The 15,431-nt window shown below is 69.1% G+C and carries 14 protein-coding genes; 12 read left to right on the forward strand and 2 right to left on the reverse strand.

From position 1 onward, the window contains the following. Positions 1 to 110 precede the first annotated feature (110 nt). The 10 genes from hemL (at position 111) to PXH83_RS17135 (ending at position 11,965) form a co-directional block, all read left to right on the forward strand. Positions 111 to 1,433, forward strand: coding sequence for a glutamate-1-semialdehyde 2,1-aminomutase (hemL, locus tag PXH83_RS17090; RefSeq protein ID WP_274561282.1), 1,323 nt, complete (start codon positions 111 to 113; stop codon positions 1,431 to 1,433). Beyond that, positions 1,430 to 2,104, forward strand: a complete 675-nt coding sequence (locus tag PXH83_RS17095) for a histidine phosphatase family protein (protein WP_274561283.1) — start codon at positions 1,430 to 1,432, stop codon at positions 2,102 to 2,104. Before hemL ends, PXH83_RS17095 begins: the two co-directional genes overlap by 4 nt. A 120-nt stretch (positions 2,105 to 2,224) precedes the next feature. Further along, positions 2,225 to 3,475 (forward strand): polysaccharide deacetylase family protein, encoded by a 1,251-nt coding sequence (locus PXH83_RS17100; RefSeq protein ID WP_274561284.1) that lies wholly within the window; start codon positions 2,225 to 2,227, stop codon positions 3,473 to 3,475. Positions 3,476 to 3,542: 67 nt separating this feature from the next. Further along, positions 3,543 to 4,178: a TlpA family protein disulfide reductase gene (locus PXH83_RS17105; RefSeq protein WP_274561285.1), complete on the forward strand. Its 636-nt coding sequence runs from the start codon at positions 3,543 to 3,545 to the stop codon at positions 4,176 to 4,178. A 4-nt stretch (positions 4,179 to 4,182) separates the two neighbouring features. Continuing rightward, the gene (locus PXH83_RS17110; protein WP_274561286.1) at positions 4,183 to 4,950 is read left to right on the forward strand and encodes a cytochrome c biogenesis CcdA family protein; all 768 of its coding nucleotides are present in this window, start codon (positions 4,183 to 4,185) and stop codon (positions 4,948 to 4,950) included. Between the two features lie 5 nt (positions 4,951 to 4,955). Continuing rightward, positions 4,956 to 6,695, forward strand: a complete 1,740-nt coding sequence (gene resB, locus PXH83_RS17115; RefSeq protein ID WP_274561287.1) for a cytochrome c biogenesis protein ResB — start codon at positions 4,956 to 4,958, stop codon at positions 6,693 to 6,695. Next, the gene (ccsB, locus tag PXH83_RS17120) at positions 6,692 to 7,774 is read left to right on the forward strand and encodes a c-type cytochrome biogenesis protein CcsB (protein ID WP_274561288.1); all 1,083 of its coding nucleotides are present in this window, start codon (positions 6,692 to 6,694) and stop codon (positions 7,772 to 7,774) included. Before resB ends, ccsB begins: the two co-directional genes overlap by 4 nt. Positions 7,775 to 7,820: 46 nt before the next feature. Continuing rightward, entirely contained in the window at positions 7,821 to 8,261 is a 441-nt protein-coding gene (locus PXH83_RS17125; protein WP_274561289.1) for a nucleoside deaminase, read from the forward strand. A 138-nt stretch (positions 8,262 to 8,399) separates the two neighbouring features. Next, complete coding sequence (locus tag PXH83_RS17130) at positions 8,400 to 10,421, forward strand: hypothetical protein (RefSeq protein ID WP_274561290.1); 2,022 nt, start codon at positions 8,400 to 8,402, stop codon at positions 10,419 to 10,421. Further along, positions 10,418 to 11,965 (forward strand): ABC transporter substrate-binding protein, encoded by a 1,548-nt coding sequence (locus PXH83_RS17135; protein ID WP_274561291.1) that lies wholly within the window; start codon positions 10,418 to 10,420, stop codon positions 11,963 to 11,965. The genes PXH83_RS17130 and PXH83_RS17135 overlap by 4 nt, the downstream gene beginning before the upstream one ends. On the opposite strand, the gene PXH83_RS17140 is transcribed toward PXH83_RS17135, so the two are convergent. Both PXH83_RS17140 and PXH83_RS17145 read right to left on the reverse strand, forming a co-directional pair. After that, entirely contained in the window at positions 11,935 to 12,459 is a 525-nt protein-coding gene (locus PXH83_RS17140) for an SRPBCC family protein (protein ID WP_274561292.1), read from the reverse strand. The two genes, PXH83_RS17135 and PXH83_RS17140, sit on opposite strands and share 31 nt — an antisense overlap. Before the next feature lie 73 nt (positions 12,460 to 12,532). Next, entirely contained in the window at positions 12,533 to 12,946 is a 414-nt protein-coding gene (locus tag PXH83_RS17145) for a PLD nuclease N-terminal domain-containing protein (protein WP_274561293.1), read from the reverse strand. Between the two features lie 88 nt (positions 12,947 to 13,034). Here PXH83_RS17145 and PXH83_RS17150 point away from each other — a divergent pair, with 88 nt between their 5' ends. Together PXH83_RS17150 and mqnP are read left to right on the forward strand one after the other, a co-directional pair. Further along, positions 13,035 to 14,492 (forward strand): menaquinone biosynthesis decarboxylase, encoded by a 1,458-nt coding sequence (locus PXH83_RS17150; protein ID WP_214920505.1) that lies wholly within the window; start codon positions 13,035 to 13,037, stop codon positions 14,490 to 14,492. After that, on the forward strand, positions 14,489 to 15,391 hold the full coding sequence (mqnP, locus tag PXH83_RS17155; RefSeq protein ID WP_274561294.1) for a menaquinone biosynthesis prenyltransferase MqnP: 903 nt from the start codon (positions 14,489 to 14,491) through the stop codon (positions 15,389 to 15,391). Before PXH83_RS17150 ends, mqnP begins: the two co-directional genes overlap by 4 nt. Positions 15,392 to 15,431: the final 40 nt, after the last annotated feature.

Below are 15,431 nucleotides of genomic sequence, written 5' to 3' on the forward strand. Positions count from 1 at the left end.
ACCCGACCACTCGCGGCACAGGCCGCGCAACCCGATCATCGTGTCAGTGACCTCCCCCACGTCGGCGCCGTGAAACACCAGTCCGCAAGACCGCCCGAGGCTCTGACACCATGGCTTGTGTGAGCTATCCGTACGAATACGACGCCCCAGTTTCGCAGACGCTTTTCGACCGCGCGTCCCTCGTGACCCCTGGGGGTGTGAACTCTCCAGTACGCGCCTTCCGAGCCGTGGGCGGTACGCCCCGGTTCATGGTGTCCGGTGCCGGTCCGTACCTCACCGATGCCGACGGCCGTGAGTACGTCGACCTCGTGTGTTCCTGGGGGCCGATGATTCTCGGCCATTCCCACCCCGAGGTCATCGCCGCCGTCCAGGAGGCCGTCGCGCGCGGCACGTCCTTCGGCACGCCCGGCGAGGGCGAGGTCGCGCTCGCCGAGGAGATCGTCGCCAGGATCGAGCCCGTCGAGCAGGTGCGGCTCGTGTCGAGCGGTACCGAAGCGACGATGTCGGCCATCCGGCTCGCCCGCGGCTTCACCGGCCGGGCGAAGATCGTGAAGTTCGCCGGCTGCTACCACGGGCACGTGGACGCGCTGCTCGCCGCCGCCGGCTCCGGCCTCGCGACCTTCGCGCTGCCCGACACACCCGGCGTGACCGGCGCCCAGGCCGGCGACACGATCGTGCTGCCGTACAACGACATCGAGGCCGTACGCACCGCCTTCGCCGCACACCCCGGCGAGATCGCCTGCGTCATCACCGAGGCGTCGCCGGGCAACATGGGCGTCGTCCCGCCGGCGGACGGCTTCAACGCCGGGCTCAAGGAGGTGTGCGCGGCCAATGGCGCGCTGTACATCTCCGACGAGGTCATGACCGGCTTCCGTACCAGCCGGGCCGGCTGGTACGGCATCGACGGCGTCGCACCCGACCTGATGACTTTCGGCAAGGTCATGGGCGGCGGATTCCCGGCCGCCGCGTTCGGCGGGCGGGCCGACGTCATGGCGTACCTCGCGCCCGTGGGCCCCGTGTACCAGGCCGGAACGCTCTCCGGCAACCCCGTTGCCACAGCCGCCGGTCTCGCTCAGCTGCGTCTCCTCGACGACGCGGCGTACGCGAAGGTCGATGCCGTATCGGCGGAGATCCAGGGGCTCGTCACCGGGGCGCTCACCAAGGAAGGCGTCGCGCACCGGCTCCAGACGGCCGGCAACATGTTCTCCGTCTTCTTCACGGACGACGCCGTGCGGAACTACGACGACGCCAAGAAGCAGGAAGCTTTCCGCTTCACCGCCTTCTTCCACTCGATGCTGGCGAGCGGTGTCTACCTGCCGCCCTCCGCCTTCGAGTCCTGGTTCGTCTCGACCGCCCACGACGAGCAGGCGCTCGCGCGCATCGCCGACGCGCTGCCCGCCGCCGCCCGTGCCGCAGCGGAGGCCACCGCATGAGCGAGATCACCGTCGTCCACCTGATGCGCCACGGCGAGGTGGAGAATCCGGACGGCGTTCTGTACGGGCGCAGGGCCGGGTATCACCTCTCCGAGCTCGGCCGGCAGATGGCCGACCGGGTCGCCGCGCACCTCGAAGGGCGCGACATCACGCACGTCGTCTCGTCCCCGCTGGAGCGCGCCCAGGAGACCGCGGCGCCGATCGCCAAGGCGCACGGGCTCGACATCGTCACCGACGACCGGCTCATCGAGGCGGCCAATGTCTTCGAGGGGAAGACCTTCGGGGTCGGCGACGGCGCGCTGCGCAGGCCCGCCAACTGGAAGCACCTGATGAACCCGTTCCAGCCGTCGTGGGGCGAGCCGTACATCGAGCAGGTCGTACGGATGATGGGCGCCCTCACCGCGGCGCGCGACGCGGCGCGCGGGCACGAGGCCGTGGCCGTCAGCCATCAGCTGCCGATCTGGATCGTGCGGAGCTTCGCCGAGCGCCGGCGGCTGTGGCACGACCCGCGCAGGCGGCAGTGCACGCTCGCCTCGCTCACCAGCTTCACCTTCAAGGACGACAAGATCGTTTCGGTCGGCTATTCGGAGCCCGCCCGTGATCTTGTCCCTGCACATTTGCTCGCCGGTGCGAAGCCCGTGAAGGGTAAAGTCAAGGCATTCGGCGCGTAATTTTCGGCGTACTCCGGGAAAATATGCCGGCTCACCGGAACCTGCGTCTTCGTCACCCCATCTAACCCGTTGCCCATTTGATGTGGGCAACGGGTGTGACGAAATGCGGATGGGGACGGTATGCGCGACATCGGCCGAAGGGGCCTGCTGGGACTGGGACTTGGAGCGGCTGCCGCCGTCGGAATTGCGGGCTGCGGGTCTCCGGGGGCGTCGGACCCCGGGCGTCCGGGTTCCGGCAAGGGCGGCGGTGACGACAACGGCACCCCGCGCCCCAGCAAGACCGGTGACGACATACGACTCATAGGCGACGGCTCCACGGCCGACACCGGCAAGCAGCCGAACCAGCCGGACAAGCCCGTACCGCTGGAGCCCGGTGAGACCCCGCCGCAGTTCGTGATCTTCTCCTGGGACGGGGCGGGCGAGGTCGGCAACGGGCTCTTCCCGCGTTTCCTCAAGCTCGCCAAGGACCACGACGCGGCGATGACCTTCTTCCTCTCCGGGATATATCTGCTCCCCGAGTCGAAGAAGAAGCTCTACAAGCCGCCGAACAACCAGGTCGGCGCCTCCGACATCGGCTATCTCACCGACGGCCACATCAAGGACACGCTCAAGTACGTCCGCCAGGCCTGGCTCGAAGGTCACGAAATAGGCACCCACTTCAACGGGCACTTCTGTGCCGGTTCCGGCACCGTCGGCAACTGGACGCCCGCCCAGTGGGAGAGCGAAGTCGCCCAGGCCAAGTCCTTCGTCACAGAGTGGAAGACGAACAGCGGCTGGACCGACCTCGACCCGCTGCCCTTCGACTACGAGAAGGAACTCGTCGGCGGCCGTACGCCCTGCCTCCTCGGCCAGGACAAGCTGCTCCCGACGGCCAAGAAGCTCGGCTGGCGCTACGACGCGAGCTCGCCCGGCGGCCGTCAGATGTGGCCGGTGAAGCGCAATGGGCTGTGGGATCTGCCACTTCAGGCGGTGCCGTTCCCGGGGCATTCCTTCGAAGTGCTCTCCATGGACTACAACATCCTTGCCAACCAGTCGAAGAATTCGACCAACGGCATGCCGTCGCGATACCCGGGCTGGAAGAAGCAGGCCACCGATGCCTATCTCTCCGGTTTCAAGCGGGCGTACGAAAGCAATCGCGCGCCCTTCTTCATAGGCAATCACTTCGAGCAGTGGAACGGCGGCATCTACATGGACGCCGTCGAGGACGCGTTCAAGGGCATGGCGGGCAAGAAGGACGTACGCCTGGTCTCCTTCCGGCAGTTCTGCGACTGGCTCGACGTGCAGGACCCGAAGGTGCTCGACAAGCTCCGTTCCCTGGAAGTCGGGCAGTCTCCGGCCGGTGGCTGGAAGACGTTCCTTAAGAGCTCTTGACAAGGGGCTTTACGGGCACCAAGGGGGGTGCGGAAGATCCCTGGAACGCTCATGCGAAACTTTTCACATGAGCCTTAGCCGCGCCCCCCGCCGCCGCTCGAACCGCACCCGTCACGCCGCATCGGCAGTCGCCGTCGCGGTCATCGGCGCACTCACGCTTTCGGCGTGCGGAGGCGACGGCAGTCCGTCGTCGGGCTCGGGGTCGGGCTCGGGCGGCGCCAAGTTCGTGACCGGCAGCGGCGGCATCTCCACTGTCGCCAAGGGCGACCGGCGGGACGCCCCGAAGCTCGACGGGAAGACCCTCGAAGGCAAGAAGCTCGACATCGACGACTTCAAGGGCAAGGTCGTCGTCATGAACGTCTGGGGTTCGTGGTGCACGCCCTGCCGGGCCGAGGCGCCGCATTTCGCGAAGGTCGCAAAGGAGACCAAGGACAAGGGAGTCGAGTTCGTCGGGATCAACACCCGCGACGACTCCACGGGTCCCGCGATCAAGTTCGAAGAGGAGTGGGGCGTCGACTATCCCAGCCTCCACGACCCGATCGGCAAGCTGCTTCTCCGCTTTCCCAAGGGCAGTCTGAATCCGCAGCTCGTTCCGTCGACGATTGTGATCGACCGCGATGGCAAGCTCGCGGCGCGCTACGTGGGCGCCGTCAACGCGAAGAGGCTGCACCAGATGATCGACCCGCTGATCGCGGAGAAGTGACCAAGTGAGCGTTCTCGCCGCCGCGATCACCGACCCGAACCCGACGGTTCTGAGCGGTGCCCTGATACTCGCCCTGCCGATCGCCGTCGCCGCCGGCCTCGTCTCGTTCTTCTCGCCGTGCGTGCTGCCGCTCGTGCCCGGCTACCTGTCGTACGTCACCGGAATCAGCGGCACCGACCTGGCGGAGGCCAAGCGCGGCCGTATGGTCGCGGGCGCCTCGCTCTTCGTGCTCGGCTTCACCGCCGTTTTCGTCTCGACCGGGGCGCTGTTCGGCTTCTTCGGCTCGACGCTCCAGGAGCACCAGGAAACGCTCTCCATGGTGCTCGGCGGGCTGATGATTCTCATGGGCGTCTTCTTCATGGGGCTGATGCCCTGGATCACCCAGCGCGAGTTCCGCTTCCACAAGCGGCCGGCGGCCGGTCTGGCGGGAGCGCCCGTACTGGGCGCTCTCTTCGGCATCGGCTGGGCGCCGTGCACCGGCCCGACGCTCGGCGCGGTCCAGACGCTCGCCCTCAACGACGGGAGCGCGGGTCGCGGGGCCATACTGACCGTCGCGTACTGCCTCGGCCTGGGCGTGCCCTTCGTGCTCGCGGCGATGGCGTTCCGGCGGGCGCTCGGTGCGTTCGCCTGGGTCAAGAAGCACTACGTCTGGGTGATGCGCATCGGCGGACTGATGATGATCGCGACCGGCCTCCTGCTCGTCACAGGGGTCTGGAACGGCATCGTCCAGGACATGCAGGGCTGGACCCAAGGCTTCACGGTGGGGATCTGAGTTCCATGAGCAAGACCGAGACGGACCACACGGCCGCCGAGAACGACGAGCGTGAGCTCGGCGAGGCCGGCGCCCAGCTTTCCACCGCCCCCGAGGAGCGGGCGGTCCCCGGCTCCTTCGGCGGCGTGATGCAGCCCGGCGCGGCCGGCCGCATCGCCTGGGCCTGGCGCGAGACGACAGGCTGGGTGCGCTGGTTCTGGCGGCAGCTGACGTCGATGCGGGTCGCGCTGATCCTGCTCTTCCTGCTGTCGCTGGGCGCGATCCCCGGCTCCCTGATCCCGCAGACCGGCGTCGACGAGACGAAGGTCGAGGAGTTCAAGGCGGCGCACGAGACCCTGGCGCCGGTCTACGAAGACCTCGGGCTCTTCGACGTCTACAGCTCGGTGTGGTTCTCCGCGATCTACATCCTGCTGTTCGTCTCGCTCATCGGCTGCATCGTGCCCCGCACCTGGCAGTTCGTCGGCCAGCTCCGCGGCCGCCCGCCGGGCGCCCCGGGCCGCCTGACGCGACTTCCGGCGTACACGACCTGGCGTACGGATGTCGAGCCCGAGCAGGTCCGTGAGGTCGCGCTGGCGATGCTGAAGAAGCGCCGCTTCCGGTCCCACCTGGTCGGTGACGCGGTCGCCGCCGAGAAGGGCTATCTGCGCGAGGCCGGGAACCTGATGTTCCACATCGCGCTCATCGTGATGCTCGTGTCCTTCGCCACCGGGCAGCTCTTCAAGTCCGAGGGCGGCAAGCTGATCGTCCAGGGCAGCGGTTTCGCGAACACCCTCACGCAGTACGACGACTTCAAGTCCGGGTCGCTCTTCGACAGGGACCTCGACCTGGAGCCGTTCAGCTTCACGCTCGACAAGTTCGTCGGGACGTACGAGCGCACCGGCCCCCAGCGGGGCACACCCCGTACCTTCGAGGCCCGGGTGACGTACGCCGAGGGCGCGGACGGCCCGGAGGAGAAGACCACGATCGAGGTGAACCGGCCGCTGGAGGTCGGCGGCTCGAAGGTCTATCTCATCGGGCACGGATACGCGCCGGTCGTCACCGTCAAGGACGGCAGGGGCGAAACGGTCTTCTCGGGCGCGGTGCCTCTGTTGCCCATGGACGCCAACATCACCTCGTCCGGCGCCGTCAAGGTCATGGACGGCTACCGCGACAAGGACGGCAAGAAGGACCAGCTGGGCTTCCAGGCCTTCTTCGTCCCGACGTTCGCGGGTGCGGGCAAGGGCACGATGCTCTCCCAGTACCCGGGTCTGGACTTCCCCGTCCTCGCGCTCAACGCGTACCACGGCAGCCTCGGCGTGAACGCGGGCCTGCCGCAGAACGTGTACCAGCTCGACAAGCGCAAGATGAAGGCGTTCAAGGACGACCAGGGCGTCGACCTCAAGCAGCGGCTGCTGCCCGGCGAGACCATGAAGCTGCCGGACGGCGCGGGCTCCATCACGTTCGAGAAGGACGTGAAGGAGTGGGCGACCTTCCAGATCTCGCAGCAGCCCGGCAACGTACCCGCACTCGTGGGAGCCGTCGCCGCGATCGCGGGCCTGGCCGCATCGCTGTTCATCCAGCGCCGCCGGATCTGGGTCCGGGCCGTACGGGGCAAGGACGGCGTCACCGTCGTCGAGATGGCCGGACTCGGCCGCAGCGAGTCCTCGAAGCTTCCCGAGGAACTGGCCGACCTGGCCGCCACGCTCAATTCACAGGCGCCGACGGCACCTGATCCCGCTGAACCTGTCGAAGGAGTCCGCGCGTGAATCTCGCGGCCGCAACCAACGAGAACCTCGCCCACATCAGCAATGTGCTGATCTATTCGTCGATGGCCGTCTACACGCTGGCCTTCCTCGCCCACATCGCCGAATGGGTCCTCGGCAGCCGCAGCAAGGTCGGCCGTACGGCCGCCGCGCTGACCGCCGACGGTGCGACGGCGAAGGCCGCCCCCGCGGTGACGGTGCGCTCCGGCGGTTCCACGACGGCCCTCGACAAGCCGAAGATCGTCACCCGCTCGGCGGCGGGCACGCGCGATGTGCCCGACGGCCCCGGCGCGGCGGGCGGCACTGAGAAGGGCGACCTCTACGGGCGCATCGCCGTCTCGCTGACCGTCCTCGCCTTCCTGGTCGAGGCGGGCGGTGTGGTGGCCCGCGCCCTGTCGGTGCAGCGCGCGCCGTGGGGCAACATGTACGAGTTCTCGATCACCTTCTCCACGGTGGTCGTCGGCGTGTACCTGGCGATCCTGGCGGCCAAGAAGAACGTCCGCTGGGCGGGCCTGCCGCTGGTCACCACGGTCCTCCTCGACCTCGGTATCGCCACGAAGTGGCTCTACACCGAAAGCGACCAGCTGGTCCCGGCGCTCGACTCGTACTGGCTGTGGATCCACGTCTCCACCGCGATCTTCTGCGGCGCGGTCTTCTACCTCGGCGCCGTCGGCACGCTGCTCTACCTCTTCCGCGACGCGTACGAGGCGAAGCTCGCGGAGGGCCGCGAGCCCGGCAGCTTTGCGACGTCCGTGCTGGAGCGCCTTCCGGCCGCCGCCACGCTCGACAAGTTCTCGTACCGCGTGAACGCCGCCGTCTTCCCGCTGTGGACGTTCACGATCATCGCGGGCGCGATCTGGGCCGGTGACGCGTGGGGCCGCTACTGGGGCTGGGACCCCAAGGAGGTCTGGTCCTTCATCACGTGGGTCGCGTACGCCTGCTACCTGCACGCGCGCGCGACGGCCGGATGGAAGGGCCGCAAGGCGGCCTACCTGGCGCTGTTCGCGTTCGGCTGCTGGCTGTGGAACTACTACGGCGTGAACATCTTCCTGAGCGGCAAGCACTCGTACGCGGGCGTCTGACGCACTGCCCCGGACGATCGCGGACCTCCCTGGCAGGGTGAGACGCATGGATCAGAAGCAGTGGCTGGAGACGGCTCTCGCAGAGGCGCGCGCGGGACTGGCGGAGGGCGGCATCCCGATCGGAGCCGCTCTGTACGGGGCCGACGGCGTGCTTCTGGGCCGTGGGCACAACCGGCGGGTGCAGGACGGGGACCCCTCCATGCACGCGGAGACCGCGGCGTTCCGTGATGCCGGGCGGCAGCGCTCGTACCGGGGTACGACGATGGTGACGACGCTGTCCCCCTGCTGGTACTGCAGCGGCCTGGTGCGGCAGTTCGGGATCTCGCGGGTCGTGATCGGCGAGGCGACGACCTTCCGGGGCGGGCAGGACTGGCTCGCTGAGCACGGGGTGGAGGTCGTGGTGCTCGACGATCCGGAGTGCATCGGCCTGATGCGTGACTTCATCGCGGAGCGGCCCGGTCTGTGGAGCGAGGACATCGGCGACTGAGTCGGGGTTCGCCGACGGCCCCGACCCAAACGTGGTCTCGCCCAAAGAACATTCGAAAGCCCGTGCACGCTTCAACTCACTGTTAGTAAAGTGGTGTTGACGCAGCGACAGCTGTTGATTCGTGGCACGGGAGGTGCTGTGGACAGAGAGCTGTTCGGCCGCGAGGCAGTACTCGACGGTCTCGCGCCACGGCTCATCGGTCTGCCGCCCCGCGGCTTCCAGAAGATCCCCTTCGAGCATCGCGACGACCTCCCGGCCGTCGTTCTCACCGGCGGCCGCGGCATGGGCAAGACCGCTGTCCTGAAACGGCTGCACACCGGATACCGGCAACGTACGCCCGTCGCTCTCATCGACTGCGAAAGGGCCGAGTTCATCGAGCGGCCGCCCGAGCACTCGCTCTCCTGGTCGCCCGTGACCGAGGCCCTGGCCGAGCTGGGCGAGCAGCTCGCGCCCGCCGTGCACGGCGCGGGGGCCGTCGAGTTCCCCCGGCTCGCGGCCGGACTGCTCTCGGTGGCCAGCCTCGGCTGGCGGCCGCACGACGACGAGAACATCCTCGCCGAGGGGCTGCGGCTCGGCCTGCTCGTCGAGCCGGGCTCGCGCTGGCGCAACCAGACCCGCAGCTGGCTGACCAAGGTCGTGTCGAAGTTCGCCGCGATGGCCTCCGGGGTGGGGCCCGGGCTCGACGTGGTCGTGGAGACCACCGTCGAGTCGCTCCTGGACGACCTGTTCAACCGGGGGCAGCGCGCCTCCGCCGACTGGTACAGCAACTACCCCGGCGCCGGCGGCAAGGCCAAGCGCGGCCTCACCCTCCTCGCCCTGCACTTCCGGCGCGGCAGCGAACACCGCATCCGCGCCGAACGCCATCTCCTGGGCGCGCTGCGCGCCGATCTGGACGCCGCGTATCACGGTATGGGACGGCTGCGGAGGGTCGGCCGGCCGCTCGTGCTGCTGGACAACGCACAGGCTCCGCTGGGCCGCCGCCTCGTCGAGCCCGTGCTGCGCGACCGCGCCGACGGCAAGCGCGACCATGTCGTCTTCGTCGCCGCACTGCGCGGGCACGACCACCCCGCCCTGCGCCATGCCGTACGCCGCTCCCTCCCCGAGGTCCGGCACGAGTCGGGGTGGGAGCGCGGCCCGGAGGTCGCGTCGGGCGCACTCGCCGTCGAGCTGACCCCGCTGGAACCCGAGCACGTACGGCAGTTCTTCGACCGCACCGACCCCCGCCAGCTCACACCGCCCCAACTCGCCCGCGCCGTACACCGGCTGACGGGCGGGCGGCCCGTCGGCGTCGATCTGCTGGGGCGCGCGGCCGGGCAGGACGCCCATCCGGAGCGGTTCACCCCGGCGTCCCTGCTCACCGCGCCCGTGACCCTCCGCGAGGACCAGGAAGGGCGCGAAGTGGCCGGTGAGCTCCTCGGGCGGCTCGTGCCCGCCTCCCGCCTGGACTGGCTCACGGTGCTCGCCCCCGCCCACGACGTCCCGTCGGCGGAAGCCCTGGCCGAGTCCCGGCTGCCGGGCGACGAGGGACGTACGGGACTGGCCGCCGTACGCGACATCCGCACCCTCCTCGCCGACGAGCACTGGTCCGCCGCCCCCGGCCGCTTCATAGGCGACCCCTTCCTGCGCACCCTGCTGCTGCACCGGCTCAGATACGGCGACCCCGACTTCGCCCGCTGGCGGGCCGTCCACGAGACGCTGCGCCGCCACTACCGCGACGAGGCCCCCCGCCGCCTCCACCACGAACTGGCCCTCGGGATCACCGAGAACGCGGTGACGTATCTGCGCGAGACCTTCCCGAGCTCCGACGCCCGCGACTGGCTGGACGAGCTGCGCTTCATCGCCTCCGCGCCGCATTTCGACGCCCCGGACGTACGCCGCCCCGTGGCCCTCGGCCGCAGCGAGACAGCGGCCCCGCCGCCGCCCGGCGCGGATGCCGCTCTCCATCTCCGTATCCGCCGGCTGCTGTACGCCGTCTGGCAGCTGACGGATCCACTGGCCCTCCCGGACGACGAGGTGACCGAAAAGATGGGGTACGAGCTGGGCCTCCTGTCGGAGCTGCACAGCTCGGGCAACGAAATCCTCTGGCAGGCCTCCCGCTCCTGGCCGCAGGCCGTGCGCGAGTGGCGTCCCCTGACGACGAGCCCGGGAGGCAGGTCATGAAGGACTGGCTGCGCAGAGTCTTCTGGTTCACACCCCTGCGCAAGGGGCTCACGGTGCTGCTGGTGCTCGCGCTGGCGGCCGTTGCGGCGTACGGCGGCTACCGCATCGCCAACCCCGACCTGACCTGCGCCAAGGGCGTCGAGCGCCCCGAGGAGGGCGCCGAGTGCGTGGGTGTGTCGGGTGACGGGTACGACTTCGGCGTTCCGGCGCTGACGAAGGTCGCGGACGCCATCGACCGCGAGAACAGGACGCTGAAGGCGGGCGAGTACGCGACCGTGGCGGTGCTGCTGCCGCTCACCTCCACCGACGACGGGATGCGCACCAAGATCGTGCACGAGGTGCAGGGCGCCTTCCTGGAGCAGTACCGCGCCAACCACGACTCCAACGACCAGGTCCCCAAGATCCGGCTCGTCCTCGCCAACACCGGCAAGGGCAACGCCCACTGGCGCACGACCGTCGGGCGGCTGAAGACGATGACCGGCGCCCCCGACAACCTCCGCGCCGTCACCGGCGTGGCCACCAGCAGCACCGAGACCAAATCCGCGGTGAAAGAGCTGACCGGCGCCAAGATCCCCGTCGTCGGTACGACCATCACCGCCGACGACATAGCCAACGGGCCCGACGGCGACCCCTATCCCGGCCTCGCCCGCGTCTCCCCGACCAACAGCGACGAGGCGCGCGCCATCGCCCAGTTCGGCAAGGTCGAAGCCGACAAGGCGGTGCTGGTCCAGGACACCCGCTCCGGCGACCACTACACCGTCACCCTCAAGCGCGCCTTCGCGGGCCTCCTCAAGGACGCGCCGTACGAGCCCCAGCTCTTCACCTCACCGCCCGACCCCACCGAGGAAGGCACCACCGCCAACACCTTCCGGCAGATCACCCTGCTGCTCTGCGACACCCGCGCCGAGACCGTCTTCTTCGCCGGACGCCACACCCAGCTCCGCCAGTTCGTGAACGCCCTGGGGCAACGCGGCTGTCAGCACCGGAAGTTCACCGTCCTCACCGGCGACGAGGGCTCCTATCTCGGCGGCGACGACAAGCTCGACAAGAAGGCCCTGGCCCGCAAGGTCACCGTCCGCTACGCCTCACTCGCCCACCCCGACACCTGGCGCCGGTCCGGCGCCCCCACGACGGGCGGCTCCGCCGCGGACTACAGGACCTTCACCGAACTGCTCGACCTTGCAGCCGATCTGGCGGCGGACCCCGCCGTAGGCCCCATCGGCCCGACCTCGCTGACCGACGGGCAGGCGATCATCGCGTACGACGCGATGGCGACGGCCGTGCACGGCATCCGGCAGGCCACGGTGCAGGACGCGAAGCTGCCGGCGATCACCGACGTCGTCACCCAGTGGCCGCAGGTGAAGGGCTCGCTGAAGGTGGCGGGCGCGAGCGGCTGGATCTGCCTGGACAACCACGGGAACCCGTACAACAAGGCGGTCCCGATCGTGGAACTCGCACGCGACGGCAGCCAGCGCTTCGTGGAAATCGCCTGGCCGGAGGGCAAGCCGCCGGCTCAGACCTGCCTGCCGCCCCGGCGCTCGTAGTCGGCGCGCAGTTCCCGCCAGCGGTCCAGGGTCCACGTCGACCAGTTCTTGGGCCGCCCGTCGAGCGCGTCCGCCAGGAACTCGAAGTGGTTGTGCCACCCGGCGAGCGAGTCCAGACGCCGGGCGGCCGGCCCCACGATCTCATTGGTGAACCGGAGGATGGTCGCGTCGGGCGACGGCGCCTCCAGGTGGAAACGGATCCGCCCGTGCAGGATCACCTCGTACTCGGCGACCCGCTCCACGTCCCAGGCGGTGACCTCACCGGCTGCGACGGTGGCGTTGCCTCCTTCGTCGGTGTTCAGCCACCGCAACCGGACCTGGCCCCCGATGTGCGGTTCGAAAACATCAGCGGCGCAGAGCCATTCCTGCAGGCCGGCGGGGCTGGCGACACGGGGCCAGACCTCGGTGACGGGATGCGGCAGCTCAAGCACGAAGCGCAAAACGTGCGTCTCGCCGTGGGTCAGGCTGGTGCCGTGAGCGATCCGGTCGTCCATACCATCCAGCCTCTCGCGCGGCCCGCCCGACCGCACCCGCTACGGGGTCGTCCGGTACGGCCACGCCACCACCTCAGGGCTTCGGAGGCGTCGAGTCCCCGGGACCGCCGGTGCCGTCCTCGCGCCGCTTGAGCTCCTCCTCGCGGCGCCGCAGATCGGCCTCCCAGTCCTTCATCATCGACTCGTCTTTTTCGTTCTCGTCCTTGAGGGACTTGAGGAAGTCGGGGTTGTCGTCGGGCGCGACCCACTCTTGCTTGTGGTTGCGGTGCCATTCGGACGGCGTACTGCCGCCGCGCGCGCCCTTGCGGACCTTGCCGACCGCGAGCCACGCGACTGGGCCGATCAGCACCTCGCCGAAGAGCAGCACGATGATCACCCAGACCACCTTGGGAAGGTGACGCACCTCTTCCTCGGGGGTGTTCAGGCAGTCGATGAAGGCATAGATCCACAACGCCAGAACGAGCAGGAAGGGCAGATACCTGAGCATGAGACGAGCCCCCAGAACGCGTACAGCGGGGGGCCGTACGCGGCCCCGGTGACGGGCCAAGCGTAGTGCGTACCGGATACTGGACCGCATGGCTTACGACGATCTTCGCTCGCTGCTCCGGGCGCTGGAGCGCGAGGGCGACCTCAAGCGCATCAAGGCCGAAGTCGACCCGTACTTGGAGGTCGGGGAGATCGTCGACCGCGTGAACAAGGCGGGCGGCCCGGCGCTTCTCTTCGAGAACGTCAAGGGCTCTTCGATGCCCCTGGCCATGAATGTCTTCGGGACCGACCGCCGCCTCCTCAAGGCGCTGGGGCTGAAGTCGTACGACGACATCAGGGACAAGATCGGCGGCCTGCTGAAGCCGGAACTGCCCCACGGCTTCACCGGCGTACGGGAAGCGTTCGGCAAGCTCGGCTCGATGGCGCACGTACCGCCGAAGAAGGTCAAGTCCGATGCCGCGCCCGTCCAGGAGGTCGTCCTCACCGGCGACGACGTGGACCTCGACAAGCTCCCCGCGCTCTTCACCTGGCCGGAGGACGGCGGTTCCTTCTTCAACCTGGGTCTGACGCACACGAAGGACCCGGAGACCGGCATCAGGAACCTGGGCCTCTACCGGCTCCAGCGCCACGACAGGCGCACGATCGGCATGCACTGGCAGATCCACAAGGACAGCCGCAACCACTACCAGGTGGCCGCCCGCCGGGGCGAGAAGCTGCCGGTCGCGATCGCCTTCGGTGCCCCGCCGGCCGTGACCTACGCGTCGACGGCGCCGCTGCCCGGTGACATCGACGAGTACCTCTTCGCGGGCTTCCTCCAGGGCAAGCGCATCGAGATGGTCGACTGCAAGACGGTGCCGCTCCAGGTCCCGGCGCACGCCGAGGTCGTACTGGAGGGGTGGCTGGAGCCGGGGAAGATGCTCCCGGAGGGCCCCTTCGGCGACCACACCGGTTTCTACACGCCGCAGGAGGACTTCCCGGCGCTGACGATCGACACGGTCACGATGCGGCGGCGGCCGCTGCTCCAGTCGATCGTGGTCGGCCGACCGCCGACCGAGGACGGGCCGCTGGGCCGGGCGACGGAGAGCTTCTTCCTGCCCCTGCTCAAGATCATCGTTCCGGACATCGTGGACTACCACCTGCCCGAGGCGGGCGGCTTCCACAACTGCATCATCGTGGCGATCGACAAGAAGTACCCGAAGCACGCACAGAAGGTCATGCACGCCATCTGGGGCGCGCACATGCTCTCGCTGGAGAAGCTGATCATCGTGGTCGACGCCGACTGCGACGTGCACAACTACCACGAAGTGGCGTGGCGGGCCCTCGGGAACGTCGACTACGCCCGCGACCTGACCGTCGTCGAGGGTCCGGTGGACCACCTCGACCACGCCTCCTACCAGCAGTTCTGGGGCGGCAAGGCGGGCATCGACGCGACGAAGAAGCTGCCCGAGGAGGGCTACACCCGGGACGGGGGCTGGCCGAACATGGTCGAGTCCGACCCGGAGACCTCCGAACGGGTGACCAGGCGCTGGAAGGAGTACGGCCTGTGACCAGTGCCGCCGCCGCAGTCCCGCAGCCCGGCAGGACCAAGGCGTTCCTGCGCCTCGTCATGATCGAGCACTCGGTCTTCGCGCTGCCCTTCGCGTACATCGCCGCGCTCACCGCGATGTTCCAGATGGACCGGAACATTCACTGGGGCAGGCTGCTGCTGGTCACGATCGCCATGGTCGGTCTGCGTACGTTCGCGATGGCGTGCAACCGGATCATCGACCGCGAACTGGACGCCCGTAACCCGCGCACCGCCGGCCGCGAGCTCGTGACCGGCGCCGTCTCGGTGAGGTCGGCCTGGACCGGCGCGCTGATCGCCGTCGTGATCTTCCTCGGCGCCGCAGCGGCGCTCAACCCGCTCTGCCTGGCGCTGGCGCCGATCGCCGTGATCCCGATGGTGGTCTATCCGTACGGGAAGCGCTTCACGAACTTCCCGCACGCGATCCTCGGCTTCGCCCAGGCCATGGGCCCGGTCGGCGCCTGGCTGGCGATCACCGGGGCGTGGTCGTGGGACGCGGTGATCCTCGGCCTCGCGGTCGGCATCTGGATCGGCGGCTTCGACCTGATCTTCGGTAGCCAGGACGTCCAGGCGGACCGCGCCGAGGGCGTGAAGTCGGTCCCGGCCCGGTTCGGAGTCCCTGCCGCGCTGTACGGCGCGCGGGCGTGTCACGCGATGACGACGGTGCTGCTGGTCTGGTACGCGCTGGCGACGGGCGCGGGGATCTTCTTCTGGGTAGGCCTGGTCGTCGTCATCGGCGCCTTCCTCTACGAGCACACGATTGTGACGCCGCACGACCTGTCCCGCCTCAACCGGGCCTTCTTCTCGGTCAACGGCTTCATCGGCATTGCCCTGTTCGTGTGCGCTCTGCTGGATCTCCTGGTTCGCGGGCTGACCGTCTAGGTGACGCAGCCGCTCCCGCGGCGCCCGGATAAGGTCGGGC

It is taken from the genome of Streptomyces spiramyceticus (assembly GCF_028807635.1).
In the GTDB taxonomy this organism is placed as follows: domain Bacteria; phylum Actinomycetota; class Actinomycetes; order Streptomycetales; family Streptomycetaceae; genus Streptomyces; species Streptomyces spiramyceticus.